Annotated in this window: 13 protein-coding genes; 6 read left to right on the forward strand and 7 right to left on the reverse strand. The window is 57.1% G+C overall.

Translation table 11 applies throughout. The features are described from left to right. Positions 1-73 precede the first annotated feature (73 nt). The 3 genes from MARHY_RS14455 to ubiT all read left to right on the forward strand — a co-directional run bounded on the left by MARHY_RS14455 (position 74) and on the right by ubiT (position 3,254). Complete coding sequence (locus MARHY_RS14455) at positions 74-1,930, forward strand: histidine kinase (protein ID WP_014422457.1); 1,857 nt, start codon at positions 74-76, stop codon at positions 1,928-1,930. Between the two features lie 28 nt (positions 1,931-1,958). Further along, positions 1,959-2,618 (forward strand): two-component system response regulator NarL, encoded by a 660-nt coding sequence (gene narL, locus MARHY_RS14460; protein WP_011786531.1) that lies wholly within the window; start codon positions 1,959-1,961, stop codon positions 2,616-2,618. A 90-nt stretch (positions 2,619-2,708) separates the two neighbouring features. Then, on the forward strand, positions 2,709-3,254 hold the full coding sequence (gene ubiT / locus MARHY_RS14465; protein WP_022990852.1) for a ubiquinone anaerobic biosynthesis accessory factor UbiT: 546 nt from the start codon (positions 2,709-2,711) through the stop codon (positions 3,252-3,254). Here ubiT and MARHY_RS14470 read toward each other — a convergent pair. The 5 genes from MARHY_RS14470 to ubiU all read right to left on the reverse strand — a co-directional run bounded on the left by MARHY_RS14470 (position 3,229) and on the right by ubiU (position 9,083). Next, positions 3,229-5,217 carry a putative bifunctional diguanylate cyclase/phosphodiesterase gene (locus tag MARHY_RS14470; RefSeq protein ID WP_022990851.1) on the reverse strand — a complete coding sequence of 663 codons (1,989 nt, stop codon included), beginning with the start codon at positions 5,215-5,217 and terminating at the stop codon, positions 3,229-3,231. The two genes, ubiT and MARHY_RS14470, sit on opposite strands and share 26 nt — an antisense overlap. Positions 5,218-5,306: 89 nt before the next feature. Beyond that, positions 5,307-5,669 (reverse strand): DUF488 domain-containing protein, encoded by a 363-nt coding sequence (locus MARHY_RS14475; protein WP_011786534.1) that lies wholly within the window; start codon positions 5,667-5,669, stop codon positions 5,307-5,309. A gap of 83 nt (positions 5,670-5,752) precedes the next feature. Continuing rightward, positions 5,753-7,084, reverse strand: a complete 1,332-nt coding sequence (locus tag MARHY_RS14480; RefSeq protein WP_041655604.1) for a ferredoxin reductase family protein — start codon at positions 7,082-7,084, stop codon at positions 5,753-5,755. Positions 7,085-7,174: 90 nt separating this feature from the next. Further along, the gene (locus MARHY_RS14485; protein WP_022990848.1) at positions 7,175-8,074 is read right to left on the reverse strand and encodes a U32 family peptidase; all 900 of its coding nucleotides are present in this window, start codon (positions 8,072-8,074) and stop codon (positions 7,175-7,177) included. A gap of 13 nt (positions 8,075-8,087) precedes the next feature. Next, a complete protein-coding gene (gene ubiU / locus MARHY_RS14490) occupies positions 8,088-9,083 on the reverse strand; it encodes a ubiquinone anaerobic biosynthesis protein UbiU (protein WP_014422462.1) in 996 nt (331 codons plus the stop codon). Positions 9,084-9,366: 283 nt separating this feature from the next. On the opposite strand from ubiU, the gene MARHY_RS14495 reads away from it, so the two are divergent. Next, on the forward strand, positions 9,367-11,385 hold the full coding sequence (locus MARHY_RS14495) for a methyl-accepting chemotaxis protein (protein ID WP_014422463.1): 2,019 nt from the start codon (positions 9,367-9,369) through the stop codon (positions 11,383-11,385). Positions 11,386-11,461: 76 nt separating this feature from the next. Here the strand turns inward: MARHY_RS14495 and hemN are convergent, their stop codons facing one another. After that, positions 11,462-12,871, reverse strand: coding sequence for an oxygen-independent coproporphyrinogen III oxidase (hemN, locus tag MARHY_RS14500; RefSeq protein WP_014422464.1), 1,410 nt, complete (start codon positions 12,869-12,871; stop codon positions 11,462-11,464). Positions 12,872-13,048: 177 nt separating this feature from the next. Here hemN and MARHY_RS14505 point away from each other — a divergent pair, with 177 nt between their 5' ends. Further along, positions 13,049-14,581 (forward strand): cryptochrome/photolyase family protein, encoded by a 1,533-nt coding sequence (locus MARHY_RS14505; RefSeq protein WP_014422465.1) that lies wholly within the window; start codon positions 13,049-13,051, stop codon positions 14,579-14,581. Between the two features lie 89 nt (positions 14,582-14,670). Then, a complete protein-coding gene (locus tag MARHY_RS14510) occupies positions 14,671-15,927 on the forward strand; it encodes a type 2 periplasmic-binding domain-containing protein (protein WP_022990843.1) in 1,257 nt (418 codons plus the stop codon). A gap of 16 nt (positions 15,928-15,943) precedes the next feature. On the opposite strand, the gene MARHY_RS14515 is transcribed toward MARHY_RS14510, so the two are convergent. Next, positions 15,944-17,632 carry an HAD family hydrolase gene (locus tag MARHY_RS14515; RefSeq protein ID WP_014422467.1) on the reverse strand — a complete coding sequence of 563 codons (1,689 nt, stop codon included), beginning with the start codon at positions 17,630-17,632 and terminating at the stop codon, positions 15,944-15,946. Positions 17,633-17,651: the final 19 nt, after the last annotated feature.

A 17,651-nucleotide genomic window follows, 5' to 3' on the forward strand; every position in this document is an offset into this window, starting at 1 on the left:
CGATGGCGCGTTATCCACGATAATTTAGCTGTCTGTCACTACTATCCACGTTCCTTGAGTCCTGACGCTTTCCATGACCTCCAGAAGCCCGCTAGTAAACCGACTGGCAGTTGTTATCGGCGCCATCGTGCTGACGGCCATTGTCAGCATGGCCACCACTCTGGCTGTGTCCAACAGCATTGAGGGCAATGCCACTGCTATCAACCTTGCCGGTTCACTGCGTATGGGAGCATTCCAACTGGCGGCAAGATCGGCCTCTGAAGATCCCGTAGAAAACACTGACACCCTTGATCAACGCATTGAGGAGTACGAGGACAGGCTCAGGGATCCCGCCATCATCCGTTCCATTCCCCGCACCGATGATCATCCCCTCGTCGAACAATATAAAACCGTGGAATACGGCTGGGCCAATCAGCTCAGGCCGTCACTGGAGAGCCACCAGACTGGCGCCCCTCTATCCGCCGAAATGATCACGACAGTGGAGAGCTACACGGTAGAAGTGGATCGCTTGGTCTCCATGCTGGAACAACGCACCGAGGCCCGAATCGACCTGCTGCACCTTATCCAGATCATCAGCATGGTGTTCTCGGTATTGATTGTGCTCGCCCTGTTTCTGGACCTCAAAAACCGGATTCTCAGGCCCCTGCGAAAACTGGTGAGCATTGCCACCGCCGTGGGCGAACAGGATTTCAGCCACAAAGCCGATCTCAAAGGTTCCGATGAGCTGGCACAACTGGGCCAGGCCTTTGACCAGATGACCAGTGAACTGGCGCTGACCTACTACGAGCTTGAAAGCCGCGCCCGGCAAAAAACCGAAGAACTTGAAATCAGCCACGCGGCTCTGCAGGTAATGCACTCCGCCAGCCGGGGGCTATTCGCCAATCATGATCTGTGCAGTGGCGCCATTCCGATGCTGCAGGACCTGGAGCAGTTGCTGGGCATCGGTCCCATCCGCCTGTTCCTGCATGACAAGGAATCGGCAGAACCGGTGGAGGCCATTACCACCGCCACACCCAAACGCCCCTTCTATTGCCGGGATCACCATTGCAATGCCTGTCTGGTAACCCCCGAGGTCTATGATGAGATGCCGCTGGAAAACAATGATGGCCGGCGGCTGTTGCTGCCCATCCGCACTCCCGGGCAGTTGCTGGGCACACTGGAGGTCTGGTATCCGGCTGAAAAAGGATTACCGGAGACCTCGCGCCGCCTGCTGGAAACCCTCACCGACCAGTTGGCAACTGCCATTTTCCTGGAAAAACAGATCACCGAAGAACAACAGCTGACGCTGGCAGAAGAGCGTACGGTGATTGCCCGGGAGTTGCACGATTCCCTGGCACAATCGCTCTCGTATCTGAAAATGCAGGTGACCCGTCTGCGCCGGCTGAACATTGATGGCGAGCAGAAGCCCATCCACGACGATATCCTGGATGAACTGAGTACCGGCCTGAACAGCGCCTACCGCCAGCTGAGGGAACTGCTGGCCACCTTCCGGCTGAAACTGGATACGCCGGATCTGGCGACTGCGCTGCGCAAAACCATCGACGAATTCTCAGAGCGCCTCGGTAAACCGGTAGCGTTTGAATACAACCTGCCGCCCCAGACGCTGTCGCCCAATGAGGAAATCCACACCCTGCAGATCATTCGTGAAGGGCTGGCCAATGCGGTCAAACACGCCGATGCCACTGACATAGCAGTAAAAGTAGTGTTCGATTCACCACAAGTGCGGGCCAGCATACAGGACAATGGCAAGGGATTACCGGGTGGCGACCAGCCCGTGAACCACTATGGCCTGATTATTATGCAGGACCGTGCCCGCACACTCGGCGGCAAGGTTAATGTGCGAAACAGGGATGAAGGCGGCGTGGAAGTCGCGCTAACATTCGTACCCAAGAGCCGCAACCTGATTCCAACGGAAACTACGCCGGCCTGAGCCGAGCGCAGGACAAAAGAGAGAACCAATGTCTGAGACACCCGCAAGCATTCTGTTGATCGACGACCACCCGCTGCTGCGCCAGGGCATCAAGCAGCTGATCGGCATGGAAGACGACATGGAAGTGATTGGCGAAGCCAGCAATGCCGCCGATGGCATCCGTCTGGCCACCGAGCTGGAGCCGGACCTGATCCTGATGGACCTGAACATGCCGGAAATGGACGGCATCGAAGCCCTGAGAAAGCTCAGGGAACAGAATGTCAGCTCGCGCATCGTTATGTTTACTGTCTCAGACCAGGAAGACGATGTGGTCGCGGCATTGCGGGCGGGCGCCGACGGTTACCTGCTCAAAGACATGGAGCCCGAGGACATGATCGCCCAGTTGCACCAGGCGGCGGTGGGCAAGATGGTGATCAGTGACCGCCTCACGACCCTGCTGGCTGAAGCCCTGCGTTCCAACAAACCGCAGCAGACCAGCCGCCCCGACTTCGACAGCCTGACGCCGAGGGAGAAAGACATTCTCCGTCTGATTGCCGAAGGCCTGTCCAACAAGATGATCGGGCGTAAACTCGACATCAGTGACGGCACTGTCAAGGTCCACGTCAAGCACCTGCTGAAAAAGCTGAACCTGCGCTCGCGGGTGGAAGTGGCCGTCTGGGCAGTCGAGGAAGGTCTGCACAAGGGCTGACTGTTCATTCCCCTGAGTTATATCAAATCCGTTTATTGCGGTTTGAGGTAGGCTCTCCCTATCTGTTTCATGATTCCAGGAGAGCCTGCCATGCTGCATACCCTGCCCAGTTTCGGCAAATTGCCCACACCACCCGGGTTCGCGCAGCTGCAACGCCTGAGCAACCAACTCCAGCACAATCCCCTTGCGGGCCAGACCATAGCCGTCATCCAGGAGTATGCCCCTTCACCGGTGCCACTCCTGAACGGCATTGATCAGCGAATTCCCCTCCCCCTGAAACAACTGGCAGCGGAAGCACCCCTCAACCGGCTTTTCTCGGACGCCATTGCAGAAGGTGAATTCGACGATTTCGAGGGACGTCGAATCCGCCTCGAAATCAATGGCGGCCAGCCAGGCATTACCCTCGGTTACTGGGCCGGGCGCCTGCGGGTGCTGAACGGACCCGGTGAAGCCACCATCCGGGGGTCCGTTGGTGCATTCCGTACATTGGCGGAGCGAAAGCAAGACCCCGATCAGTTGTTCTTCCAGCGCCGGCTGGTTATCGAGGGGGATACTGAACTGGGGCTGGCCCTGAAAAACCTGCTCGACAGCCTGGACTGGCATCTGCGGCTCAGGGATTTTCTGAAACCCTGGTAAGCGCCCATTCCGGGAACGTTCTCCAACGGTTAATCCAGGCAGGGATCAGGGTCGCTTCAATGGGCGGAGATATAGCAAATCCCTGAGCGCATTCGCACCCGAGGCTCAACAGAATCTCACCTTGCCTGACACTTTCCACGCCCTCCGCAACCACCTGCTTCCCGAAAACCCGTGACAGACCGATCACCCCCTGAAGAATCGACAGGTTTTCACCGTTATCCTCAATGCCGGATACAAACTCCCGATCGATTTTCAGAGTATCGACAGGAAGGCGCTTGAGATAAGACAACGATGAGTAACCAGTACCAAAGTCATCCAGGGAGAAGGTCACCCCAAGCTCACAGCAATCCGCAATGGTCTGTACGGCTTTATCCAAATCCCCAAGGGCAGCGGTTTCCAGGATTTCCAGATCTAGCCTGACAGGGTCAACCCCCGGAAACGCCGACAGGATTTTGTTCAGGTGCCCGGCAAAGTTATCAGACTGAAGATGGTTGGCGGCGATGTTAACACTGACATTGACCCTGACACCCTCTTGCTCCCAGCGTTGTATCTGCAGCAGAGAGTTTCTCAACACCCATTCACCAACCTGAATATTCAGCCTGTGATGCTCAATGGCGGGCAGGAAGTGGCTCGGAGGGAGCAGCCCTTCCCGGGGATGTTGCCACCGGATCAGCGCTTCAACGCCCAAAACCTCTCCAGTCCGGAGATTAACCTTGGGTTGGAAATAAAGCCGGAACTCATCCTCGTTGAGCCCCCTGCGGATGTCCTCCAGTAACAACTGACGGGCTCGATACTGGCTCCGCTCGCCGGCATCAAGATAAAGCCAGCCACTGCGCATCTCGTGTTTTGCCCGATACAGGGTATTATCCGCCTGCCTCAGCAAGCTGTCTGCGTCCTCAACGGCGCCATCCGGAAACAGGACAACACCAGCCGTAAACCCCGCGGAAACCTCAACACCGTCGAGTTCAAATGGCTGACTGGCCGTCAAACGCAGAGCTTCCAGCCGCGACTCGGCTTGGCTGGCATCCGGCAGCAACAATGCAAACTCATCACCACCTGTTCGCGCCAGGCAGGCATCCGCCGGGATCGCATCCAGCCACCGCCGGGACAGCAAGCCGAGCAATCGGTCTGCCGCATCTTCTCCGAGACAGTCGTTGAGATCCTTGAAATTATCAAGATCAATAGACACCAGGGCTGCCGAGTTCTCAGCTCTCACTTCATCTGCAAGGTATTCACGAACTCGTCGGACGATGCCGTTTCGGTTCCAGAGGCCGGTCAAGGCATCGGTATAAGCGAGCGTTTCCAGATGGTGCTGATATTCTCGGGCTTGTTCTTCCAGGGCCTGATTCAGCCTTTCATGCTGTATTCGGGACAGCTCGTCTTCGGCCCTCAAGCGGGCCATTTTCTCCCGCATTAACTGAATCGTGCTGGATGAAAGCTTTCCGTAAATTTCCAGCAGCGCGTTGACCAGCACCGAGGCGGAACCGCTCAGCTCTGCATCGACCCGGTTTTTTGCCTCACTGACTTCCAGGCCTTGCTGAACCAACTCAACCGTCAGAGCCATTCGGCGATCTGATTCGAGGATATGGAAGGCTAACCAGCGTGTGAGGAAGTCAAACAGTCTGGTTAATACCTCTTCCTGAGGTTCGCGGCTGTTGCGCAGCTCCTCAACCTGCGCAAAAAACATCTGATGTGAATCGCGGTGGCTTTTCGCCATCGCTGCTTCACTGAGGGTTTTGTTCCAGATCGTTTCCTCGTATTCAAAATGAAACGCCGCGTAGGAAAGCAACTCATCAAGAATCTGATCGGGCGTCAACTCGGAGGTGTCCGACGCAAAGTGCCACGCCAGTCGATTCAGGATATTGACCAGCACCTTGTGCTGTTGATCAATATCATCAATGCCGGTCTCGAAATTCCGGTTCCAGGGGAAGATTTCGAAGGCATTCGGCACATTATTGGTCACAGAAGGACTCCCAAAACGGCAACCACCGTCTTGAGCATAGTTCAACTGCCAATAAATGTAGTTGTTTTAAATCAGAGAGCGGAGCTGTCTCAGAGCTGGTCGCTCAACGCAAAATCCCGCAACGCCACCGCATTATTATGGTCGGTATCTTTGGCGGCAAATACCAGCGTGACGCGTTTGTGCTCCTTGAGGATCTGCCGGAACAAATCCAGGTCCTCTGCGGCCCCATCAGACTTGAGCTCTTTGAAGTAGCGGTCTCGAAACCCGGGCCATCTGTCCGGGTCATGGCCGAACCACTTCCGCAATTCTGAAGATGGCGCAAGCCCTTTCAGCCAATGGGCAATGTCTGCGTCTTCTTTGGCAACGCCCCTGGGCCAGATGCGATCCACCAGAATACGCGGGCCATCTGAGCGGGCAGCGTGGTCGTAGGCTCTTTTCAGGCGGATATCCATAGAAACCTCCCAACCGGCTAATGGTGTCCTTGAGCCTAGCCTTCACCCCTTATGAATTCAAAACCCGCCATGACATAACGCATTTACCGCATCTCAAAAAACTCCCGATGCATCCGCCGGGCAGGCAGGCCCCATCTGCGGAATTCGTTGAACAGGGTCCGGGCCATGCCCACCGGGCCGCAGAACCACAGGCTGGCGCCTTGCCAATCCGGCACCGCATCGCGAATTTCCTCCGGTGTCAGTCGGCCTTCGGTACGACTGCATCGAATAACCAGGTTAACGCCCGCGGCTTCGGCATCCGCCCGCAGCTTTGTCAGAGCCTCCTCGCTGACATCGGCAGTGGGGTGGAACAGGTAGATAGTACGATTATCCGGTTTGCTGGCCAGGCGCCCCATCCGGGCAATAAACGGAGTAATGCCGATGCCCGCGCCTACCCAGATCTGAGTGCGGCAATCATCTTCAAAATCAAAACCGCCATAGGGCCCCTCCAGTGTAACTGGCATGCCCTCGCAGATCCGGTGGCTGGCCCGGCGGGTATGGTCCCCCAGTTCCTTGACCACGAATTTCAGACATCGGGTTTCCGGGTTCCAGTCTGAAGCAATGGTATAAGGGTGAGGGCCCTCCGCAGCATCCGACGTAATAAAGGCGAACTGCCCGGGGTTATGGACGGACCAGCCCTGCTCAACCCTTACCAGAAACTCGAAAACTCTCAGCTCCGGATATCGGGTTACCGAAACCACCTCCCCCGGCACCTTCCGGACCTTGCCCGGCCAGCCAAGCAGCAGTAAAACCGCTGCGATACTGCCGGCGACAACAGCGAACTGGGTCAGCCAGCCAATCGGCGCTGCCCAATAATCAAACTTCATCAGGATAAAGCTGTGCCAGGCCAGGGGCAGAAAGACCACCGCCAGCAGTTTGTGTGTTTTACGAAACAGGTGATAAGGAAAGGCTTTTACCAATGCCAGCACAATCAATACGGCCGCGGCGTAGAAAGCCCATTCTCCCAGGGTTTCTGCCAGCCCCCGCTGCCCCCTGAACCAGGCTTCCAGGCCGGCGAGTTGCTGTCCGGCCCCTTTGCCGGCCGGCTTCTCCAGCCAGCCCCAGCCCACCATCCACTTGGTGCCCTTGGCCCACCACCAATGCAACGTAGCCAGCACCAGTGAACCAATGCCCAGCCATTTGTGCAGCCGGTACACCTTGTCCAGGCCACCAACCCAACGCTCCAGAGACCGGAGACGCAGTGCCAGCACCAACGCAACTGCCATCATCACTACGGCCAGAATGCCGGAAAACTGCACAAACACAGAGCGGAACGGAAAGTAAGCGAAGGGGGAAACCCACAGGCTGTCGGAAACAAACCACAGGACGCTGACCAAAGCAGTCAGGCCCCAGAAAAATAGCGGGACGCGAGCCATAACAATAAACCCCAATGCAGTTTGAGTACCCTAGCAAGCTACTCCTGGTACATCGGCTATCTATTGACCTCAATCAACGCTCAACGGGCTTTACACAGACTTTACGATCAGATCCATTCCCGGCTTGCCATACCAGTACCCGTTGCAGGGTGGCGCTTCTACCAGCTGCAGCGGGTCGGCGACCGGCACTTCCCCCCGGCGTACCTGATCAAAGCGTTTGACCACTTGGTCCATACCTTGATGCTCCGGGCTCAGCCGCACGGTACTGACACCCATACGCTCCATCTCCGGTAGTTCCCTCATCAGGTCGTAGCGCGAGCCGGAGAGCGTGGAAATGCCATTAATCCGGAACAGCTCCTGGCTTTCCCGGGAACGTAGCTCCATGCCATCAGGATGCTCCAGACAACGGAATTCGCAGTTGTCTTTAGGCAGGTTGTAATGACGGGCAGTGAAACAGCGGGACGACCAGGCCAATGGCAGGAAGCCCCAGGAAAATACCTCGGCGGGCAGATCCAGACCTTCGCCCTTCAGCTCGCTGATCAGCTGCTCCAGGGTTTCCTTGCCCAGTTCCACCGGCAGGTTCCAGCCCTGCAGACCCTGCCTGGCGAGGATCTTCAGGGTGGCCGTGTTGTAGATGTTCATGGACGGGCCGGTAACAAACGGAATCTTGTTGCGGATCGCCACCTGCAGGGCACTCTGGTCGTTGGCCTCCACCAAAAACTCATCCTGTTCGCAAAACCGACGAAGTCGCCGCAGATCCGCTTCGGATTCGATCAGCGTCAATGTGGAAAGCACCACGTTCTTGCCACAAGCCTTCAGATCCCGGGCCAGGTCGAGCCAGTCATCGGGCTTCAGTTCCCGGCGGCGGGAGCACACTACTTCGCCAAGATAGATGGTATCTACTGGCCACTCCGCAGCGTTAGCGTAGAAATCGAATACGGACTGCTTGGTCCAGAACCACAGAATCGGGCCAAGAGAGAGTTTCATCATAGCGGGCAAAACCTTATTTCCACTTGCGATGGTAGGCCCCGATGGTGGTCAGGCCACCCTCGGAAAGACCGGCGAGAGTGCGGTTCCAGGCACTGTCTACAGCAAAGCTGTCAGGGGTGGCCTGAACCCGGTCCAGGGCCTGGCGCCAGGTTCGGGCAACCTCTGCAATGTAGGCCGGGCTGCGCTGGCGGCCCTCGATTTTTACTGCGCTGATACCCAGCCCCTTCAATTCCGGCAGAAGATCTAAGGTATTCAGGCTTACCGGCTCTTCGATGGCATGGTACACGCTGCCCTCCACTTCAAACCGGCCCTTGCACAGGGTTGGGTAACCGGCGGATTCACCGGGGCCATAGCGATCAATGAGCACTTCATTCAGGCGGGATTCCAGCCCCTGAGAGGTTTCCTGCCAACGCACCGCCTTGGCCGGCGAACAGGCACCCCGGGTGTTGGGGGATTCATCCGTGAGGTAAGAAGACAGGTAGCAGCGACCCTCCGCCATAATGCACAGACTGCCGAAGGCAAAAACTTCCAGCTCCACTGGGCTATGCTTGGCCACACCCCGAACCTGATCCAGAGACAGCACGCGCGGCAGCACTGCCCGGCGGATATCGAAGTTGTCCTTGTAGAACGACAGGGCCTCATGGCTGGTGGCAGAACCCTGAACCGACAAATGCCGGGGGATATCCGGGTGCCTGTCTGCAGCGTAATCCAGCAGTCCCATATCGGCCAGGATAATGGCATCCACTCCAAGGCCGGCGGCACGATCCACCGCGGCTTTCCAGTGTTCCCAGCCATCCGGTTGCGGATAGGTATTGATGGCACAGAACACACGACTGCCTTTTGAATGAGCGTACTCAATGCCCTCGGCTGCACGTTTGTCGTTAAAATTCAGGCCAGCAAACTGGCGGGCGTTGGTACTGTCCCGGAAGCCGAAATAGACCGCATCGGCTCCATTGTCCACGGCGGTTTTAAGGGCGGGAAGGCTACCAGCCGGGCATACAAGTTCCATGGTTTTCTCCGCTGAGCACGTTGCCGTGCACCTTACCGGTCAGCGACTTAGCCCACCTTGACCTTTGTCAGCGGATTGACAGAAACCTGTCAAATACCCCTTTGGTAATACTCTACGCATTAACCCCTACCTGAACCAAAACTGCATAAAACTCATTGCTTTAACGTTTTATTACAAGCACTTACATGTGGAAATCTACCCCCTCAGGTACCCCAAGGCGTCAATGGTCTGAACTGCTACACTTATCCACAATGGACGCCATTCTCAATGATGAGGCCCTCCCATGACTTTTATCAACAACCTCTCCATGCGAGGCAAGCTGATTACTTTGGTGCTGCCTGCGCTGCTGGTCATTGTATTTTTCGCGGTCCAGAGCATCTCCCGTAATATGGATGACCTGGACAACATGCAACAGCTCAATACCTTGGTTCAGTTGGCTGAGCTTGGGGATCCGCTGGTTGAGGAATTGCAGAAAGAACGGGGCCGTTCGGCCGTGTTTATTTCCAGCGCCCCGGATTCTGACGGCGAGCGCGAGGCAGCCCGCAACCTTCAATCCCAGAGACAAAATACTGACAGGAACCTGAGCGCCTACCAGAACGGAATCAAGGCACTGGCTGAAGAAGCCCGTTTTGACGGCAGCATTCAGGCAAGCGTCGACAAATTCCAGCGGGACATTGGCAATCTAATCAGTCTGCGCAGGGATATTGATAACCGGGTGTTGGCTGGTGCCGAATCCGGCGCCCGCTACACCAGCCTGATCATGGAAATCCTTAACCGTATTCCGTTGCTGGTGCGCCGGGCATCTGAGCCCGAGCTGGCCCGGCAGATCAATGCCTACCTTGCCCTTGCCGAAGCTGCCGAAATGGCAGGCCGTGAACGGGCTGCAGGGGCGTCACTGGTGCGCAGCGGCAACTTCGACCTGCCTGCCGTTGGGCAAATAGCGGCCCTGTCAGGGCGTCAGCAAGCGTATTTCCAGACCGCAATCACCATGCTGAGTGCAAATTCGGATATCCGTGGTCGGATTGAGTCATTTCCCGAAACCGCCGAGCACCGAAAAATGCTGGATCAGCGAGATATGCTTCTGAGCAGCCCTTCCGGTATGTACGGCCTGGAAGCCAGTGACTGGTTTTCAGCCTCTACCAACCGCATACAGGCCATTAACGGCATCCGCACTGATATGCTGTCACAGGTTGAAGCACTGGGCACCGCTGGCGTGAATGCCGCCAGAAGCAATCTGATCTGGGCATCGGCCATTGCCGCGACGTCAATCCTTCTGGTGGTTCTGTTAATGACCGTGATTATTCGCGCCATTCATCAGCAGGTGAATCAGCTGCTGGAAGGTGTTCGAAACGCCATGGACAACAAGGACCTGTCGCAGGCGATTCCGGTCTCCAGCAAGGACGAGACTGGCACCATAGCCGAGGCAATCAATGAACTGTTTGGCCGTTTTAGCGAGGCCTTGCTGCAAATCGACAAGGCAAGCGTACAGCTGGCCACAGCCACCGAGGAAACCAGCTCAACCGCGGGCCAGAATTCCTCACAGATCAAGAACCAGCAACAACAGATTGAGCAGGTGGCCGCTGCCACCGAAGAAATGTCGGCAACCTCAGAGGAGATTTCTCACAACACCCAGCAGGTGGCGGACGCCTCCAGTCGGGCTATGGAGAAAAGCCAGACCGGCGAGAAGGTGCTGCACACCAGTGTCTCCCAGATCCGGGAACTGGCGAAGTCAGTACAGGACGTCAACCAGGTTATCGAAGAACTGGAACAACGCAGCACGACCATCAGCGATGTGGTTGATGTTATCCGGAAAGTGGCCGACCAGACCAATCTGCTGGCGTTGAATGCAGCGATCGAAGCCGCCCGGGCGGGCGAGCACGGACGAGGCTTTGCGGTAGTGGCGGATGAGGTTCGCACACTGGCGCAGCAAACCCATGAATCCACTACCCAGATCGAAGATATCATCAACGGCTTCAAGACCATCACCGACAACGCCAGCCGTTCAATTATCACCAGCCACAAACTGGCCGACCAGACCAGCGCGCAAGCCTCGGAGATGGAACAGACCTTTGCTGACATTCTGATGGACGTGAATAGCATTTCCGATATGGCGACCCAGATTGCCACTGCGTCGGAACAGCAGGTTGCGGTCACGCGCGAACTGGCGGGTAATATGGAATCTGTAAGCGAAGCTGCCCTCCTGACCCTGACCGGCTCCCAGGAAATCACCGAGGTCACCCAGGAACAGGCGCGGCTGGCCCGACAGCTACAGGATCTGGCCAATGAGTTCAAAGTGGCCTGATCAGAAAACCCTCCACGACAACGCAAGAGGGCTGCCATGTGGCAGCCCTCTTGCGTTTGTGCTCATTGTTCTCCAGTCAGATAATTCTGGAGAACCGCTGGCTCGCCCCTTCCTTGCGGTACAGATCGAAGATCTGGCAAATGGCCCGGATCAGTAGGCGACCGGCTGGCTGAACCTGCAGCAAAGAACCGCAATCCGCAATCAACTCGTCCTGAATCATCGGCTTCAGGCGGTTCATTTCATCCGCGAAATAGCGGTCAAAATCTTCATTCCACTGTTCGGCAAACTGCTTGCGGTCCAGTCGGAACTGGCAGATCAGCTGGCCGATCACCCAGCGTCGGATGCGGTCGTCGCGGGTCAGGCCCACGCCACGAATAATCGCCAATTGGCCAGCATCGATGGACGCCTCCCAGGACGGCAGGTCGTGGTTGTTCTGGAAGTAGGCATCGTCGGTCTGGCCAATGGCTGATACACCCAGGGACACCAGGTCACAATCCGAGTGAGTGGTGTACCCCTGGAAGTTCCGATGCAGGCGGCCTTCGCGCTGGGCTACCGCCAGGCTGTCGTCCGGCTTGGCGAAGTGGTCCATGCCGATGTATTCGTAACCAGCTTCCAGCAAACGGTTGATGGTGTTGTGCAGAATCGTCAGTTTCTGCTGCGGACTGGGCAGTGTATCGGCCTGAATCCGTGTTTGCGGATAGAAACGGTCCGGCAGATGCGCGTAACTGAACACCGAAAGCCGGTCCGGCGACATCTCGATCACCGATTCCAGGGTTTCGGCAAAGCTTTCCGGAGTCTGGTACGGCAGGCCGTAGATCAGATCCAGGTTGATGGAGCGGAAGCCGATGCGGCGCGCTTCGTTCAATACCGACTCAGTCATGTCCCGGGGCTGGATACGGTTCACCGCCTTCTGCACTTCCGGATTCACATCCTGTACGCCCAGGCTGATACGGTTGAAACCCAGCTCCCAGAGGGTGGACAGAGTATCTTCGTCCACTTCCCGGGGATCGATTTCGACACTGTAGTCCCGATCGTCGCCGGACTGCAGGTTAAACAATTCACCGTAACCGGCCATCAGGTGTTGCATCACATCTCTGGGCAGGAAGGTAGGTGTACCACCACCCCAGTGCAGTTGCTTGACCGGGCGGTCGGCACCGAACAGTTTCGACTGGATGGCCGCTTCTTTCAGTACCCGCTCCACATAGGGCATGGCCTTGTCGCGCTTCTTGGTGATCACCTTGTTGCAGGCGCAGTAGTAGCAAAGGTGCGCACAGAACGGCAGGTGAGTATACAGCGAGATGGGCCCGCCAGCGGCCTTGCTGCGGCCAGCCGCCTTGACCATGTCTTCAATGGAATAGTTCGGGGTGAACTCCACCGCTGTTGGATAGGATGTGTAGCGAGGTCCGCTCAGATCATAACGGCGGATGAGCGCCTCATCCCAGATGAAAGCGGGCAGATTGTTTGCTGCAGCGGTATCAGAAGCCATAGTAAAACTCTAACGTCGAATAGGATCGGCATGCCGGAAAGCGTGCATTATGCCTGACCGGCGGCCGGCACGATTTGATGCGAATCAGCTGAGTGTACCAGCATACCCAATGAACCACCCTTGCGCCCATGGCGTATTCTGCCTACCTCTAAAGGATAAACTCAGCCGGAGCCCGTCATGGCCAATCTCATCCTGATCCTGGGTGATCAGCTCAGCCACCGTCTCTCTGCCCTTGAGGGCGCAGACAAGGACAACGACCTGGTCGTGATGGCCGAGGTCCACAGTGAAGCCAGCTACACCAACCATCACAAGAAGAAGCTGGTGTTCATTTTCAGTGCCATGCGGCACTTTGCCGATGCACTGGAGGAGGATGGCTGGCGGGTTCACTATCAGCGCTATCACCCGGACAATCCGGCACAGTCTATTGAACAGGTAATAGCGGAGCTGGTGCGGAAATACCAACCGGAGCGAATCATTACGACAGAATGTGGTGAGTGGCGTTTACACGAACAGATCAGCCGCTGGCACAAAACACTGGGCATCCCAGTGGAAATCCGGCCAGATACCCGCTTCGTCTGCAATATTGACGAGTTCGCCCACTGGGCCGAAGGCCGAAAGCAGCTGCGCATGGAATTCTTCTATCGAGAGATGCGCAAAAAAACGGGTTTGCTGATGACCTCCGAAGGCCAGCCCGAAGGTGGCCAGTGGAACTTCGACACCGACAACCGAAAGAAATGGGCCGGCAAGCCTCCCGCCCCGGCCCCGTTCCGCGAGGAACCGGATGCCATCACCACCGAAGTGATTGAGCTGGTAAACGAATACTTTTCAGAGCATTTCGGCACCACGGAAAATTTCCACTACGCCGTTACCGCCGAACAGGCGCAGGGAGCGCTTGCCCACTTTATCGACTTCGCCCTGCCCTGCTTCGGCGACTACCAGGATGCCATGTCAGACAACGAAGACTGGCTATTCCATTCCATCCTGTCCCCCTATCTCAACACCGGCTTGCTGGATCCCATGGAGGTGTGTGAAGAAGCGGTACGGGCCTGGCACGCCGGCCGGGCGCCGCTGAATGCTGTGGAAGGCTTTGTCCGCCAGATCATCGGCTGGCGGGAATTCGTGCGCGGCATCTATTGGCTACTGATGCCCGGTTACGCCCGGGAAAACCGTTTGGGCAACAGCCGTGAGCTGCCCTGGTTCTACTGGACCGGCGATACAAAGATGCGCTGCATGCACAAGGCCATCAACGCCACGGCCCGCAACGCCTATGCCCACCACATCCAGCGACTGATGATCACCGGTAACTTTGCCCTCCTGGCCGGGGTGAAACCGGAAGCCATCTGTGACTGGTACCTGGCGGTGTATATCGACGCCTTCGACTGGGTGGAGCTGCCCAACACCCTGGGCATGGTAATGCACGCCGATGGTGGCTACCTGGGCTCCAAGCCTTACGCCGCCAGCGGCAAATACATCCAGCGCATGTCTGACCACTGCCAGAACTGCCACTACCGGGTGCAGGACGCTACCGGAGACCGCGCCTGCCCGTTCAACAGCCTGTACTGGCACTTCATTGACCGGCACCGCGAGGATTTTGCCAACAATCCACGAATGACCATGATGTACCGGAACTGGGACAAGCAGAAGCCAGAGCGGCGGGAAGCCTTGCGGGCAAGGGCAGACTGGGTTCTGGCCAATATCGAAACACTGTGATCCGACTACGCCAAATGAGGTACGGAAAAGCGGGATTATGACTGCTATGCTCATACCATTGTCAGCAATCTGGACGCTTGAGTGCGCACATGGATGCCCGCAGCCTGATTATCGGATTGAGCCTTGTTATGGCCTCATTGAGCGTGAGGGCAGACCACCATGGCTTCAGCCTGTATACCTTTCTGGCACCGCCTTACCAGTATGCGGAACCCCAGATTCCGGTGGTTACCGGTGAAACCACGGAAACCATCCGCTGCGCCCTGAACAAGTCCGGATTTCAGGCCAGGATCAGTCTGATGCCGCAAAGCCGGGCCCGTTACTCGCTGGAACGCAACCTGGTGGACGGCTACTATGCCGTCGGGTCATCCGAGGAACTGGACCAATCCGCCGTTCGCTCGCACCCGGTCGCCCTGGAAAAATGGCACTGGTTCTTTACCGCCGAAGCCAAACCGGACCCCGGCACTGCAAGAATTGGCGTGGTCGGTGGCAGCAATGAAGCCATCTGGCTGGAAGACAATGATCTGAAACCGTTTATCACGGTTACAGGGGCTGAGCAGCTTCCAGCGCTTCTGGTACGAAAGCGGATTGATCTCGCTCTGATGGATCAGCGTGCCATGAACTACCTGCAGGACCAGAAATCCGGGGTAGATTGGTCACTGAATTCTGATTTTGTTCGGTATGCGCCTTTGCACCTGTATGTGAGCTCTCGCTTTTCTGCGAACCACCCTCGCTTCCTGTCCGGATTTAACGCACACCTTGCCGGCTGTGCAATGCCCAGTATGCAATTGTCCGAACAGGAAGCGTCCGAGGTTCAGAGGCTGGCGCAAGCACTGATGGCTGATCTCTCTGGCAACATCAATCTGACCAATGCCATCTACCAGGGGCCGACCTATGACAACCTGACCGATATCCTGACCAAGGACACGCTCTGGCAAGCGCTGGCACCCCACCATCCGACACCGCTGGCTGGCGAAATACTTGAGCTGCCGGCTTCCCGGGCAATGACAGCCTGGCAGGCCAGCCACTCGCCACTCGTTACCGAGGTACTGCTGACTGACAAAGCCGGGGCGCTGGTCGCCATGAGCCGCCTGTCCTCAGACTACTGGCAGGGCGACGAGCCCAAGGTTCAGGAAATCGCCCTTGAAACCGACCGAGGCGTTGAGAGAAAGCGCGACATGTGGATTTCGCCGATTCGCTACGATGCCTCCACCGCCCGTTTCCAGGTGATGGTCAGCTTTCCGGTGCCGCTGAATAAACTCAACAACGGACTCGAAGGCGTGCTGGTACTCGGGCTCGACATCGAACACGCTCTTCACAATCCCCCCGCCCCCGGCTCGGTAGAATAACCAACATCTTCCAGAGTCAGGGAGGCCCGACTTCGCAGGCCAGCACCAGAGCCCAGAACTCGGAGAAATCGTTAACCACTACATCCGGTTTGTCCGGGTGTTTGTGAGTACCGGGAAAAATCCGGTTCAGCCACGGCAAATCCCACTGGGCGCCGTTGAAGAACACCGCGGTCATACCGGCCCGTTTGGCCGCAATGATGTCAGTGGTAGAGTCGCCCACGTACCACACACTGGGGTCCGGTGGGTAATCCAGCTTCTGCACTGCCAGCAGCAATTGATCCGGGTGGGGTTTGCGCAGCGGGGTATCATCACCACACACGTTAACGTCAAACAGGTGTGTCCAGCCGGTATCTTCCACCGCCGCCAGTTCGTGCTCGAAAAACTCCCGGTCGCGGTTGGTGATCACGCCCACCAGGATACCCAGCTTGCGCAGCCCTTCCAGCATTTCCCGCACCCTGGGCTCGAAGGCTTTCACGGTGCCGTAGTGATTCCGGTAGTGATGATTAAAGGCTTTGTGGGCAATCTGCTTGGCGTCCTGATCCTCACCGAACAGCACTTCAAAAATATCGGTGCGGGAGATTTTTCGATCAGCCTTTACCTTGGGATGCAGTTTGGCGAACTCTCGCACGTATGCCACCAGGCGGGCATCTTCCGGGGTTTTGCTGTCTTCCGGCGCCACCATCCGGTCCATCAACCCCAGCTTGTGGAAATCCGGCAGCATGTCATCCACCGCGTGGTACATGGCATCAAGGGTATCCACCAGAGTAGCGTGCCAGTCGAACAGGATCACCGCCGGACGAATCAGTTTCACCACCGCCGGGTGCCAGTCAGGCTCGATGCGGGGCTCCGGCCGCTCTGGCGCCGGGAAAGGTTTCGGGCGCACCTCTGCCGGGCTGGCGACAAACGCTTCGGAATGTTCACGTTCCAGCAGGGCGAGTAAATCCATCAGATCTTCAAAGCTGTCGAGAACAGCGGTCGGGGCGTCTCGCTTGGTGAACCAGCTGCTGATCCGGTCCTGCTCCCAGCAGGCACCGTTGTAGAACACTCCAGCCACACCGGCATGGTGGGCGGTAAGCATGTCCACATAACTGTCCCCGATGTACCAGGCGTGTTCATCCGTTTGGATCGACAGCTTTTCAAGCGCTTTGAGGATAACCTCCGGATCCGGCTTGTATTCAGTGACGTCATCAGCACACACGGTGGCATCGAACAAATGCAGCCAGCGGCCTTCGTCGACAATCTGCAACTCCCTGTCCAGGAACTCCCGGTTGCGGTTGGTGCACACCGCCAGCTTGATGCCCAGGGCTTTCAGGGCCGACAGATACTCATAAGCGCCCGGCTGAAACGGTTTCACCTGGCCGAAGTACTTCCGGTAGGCCTGGTTGTAGGCTTTATGGGCGACCAGCTTGGCAGCCTTGTTCTCACCAAAGATGGCGTTGAAAATATCCGTTCGGGAGAACCGGCGCTCAGCCAGAATCCGCGGGTGCAATCGGCGGTAGATGCGAATGTAACGCACCAGCCGGGCATCGTCTTCGGTGCGGCACTGGTCTTCAGGCAGCAACTGTTCCACGAGGCCCAGCTCTTCCAGTTGCGGTAACATCTCCTCCATGGCGCTGAACATGGCATCATGGGTATCCACCAAGGTACCGTGCCAGTCGAAGATCAGGACCGAGGGTGGCAGGATATTGTCGTCGAATCGGGACATGGCAAAACCTCTGGAAGCT

Origin of the sequence: Marinobacter nauticus ATCC 49840 (genome assembly GCF_000284615.1) — a bacterium.
Taxonomy (GTDB): Bacteria; Pseudomonadota; Gammaproteobacteria; order Pseudomonadales; family Oleiphilaceae; genus Marinobacter; species Marinobacter nauticus.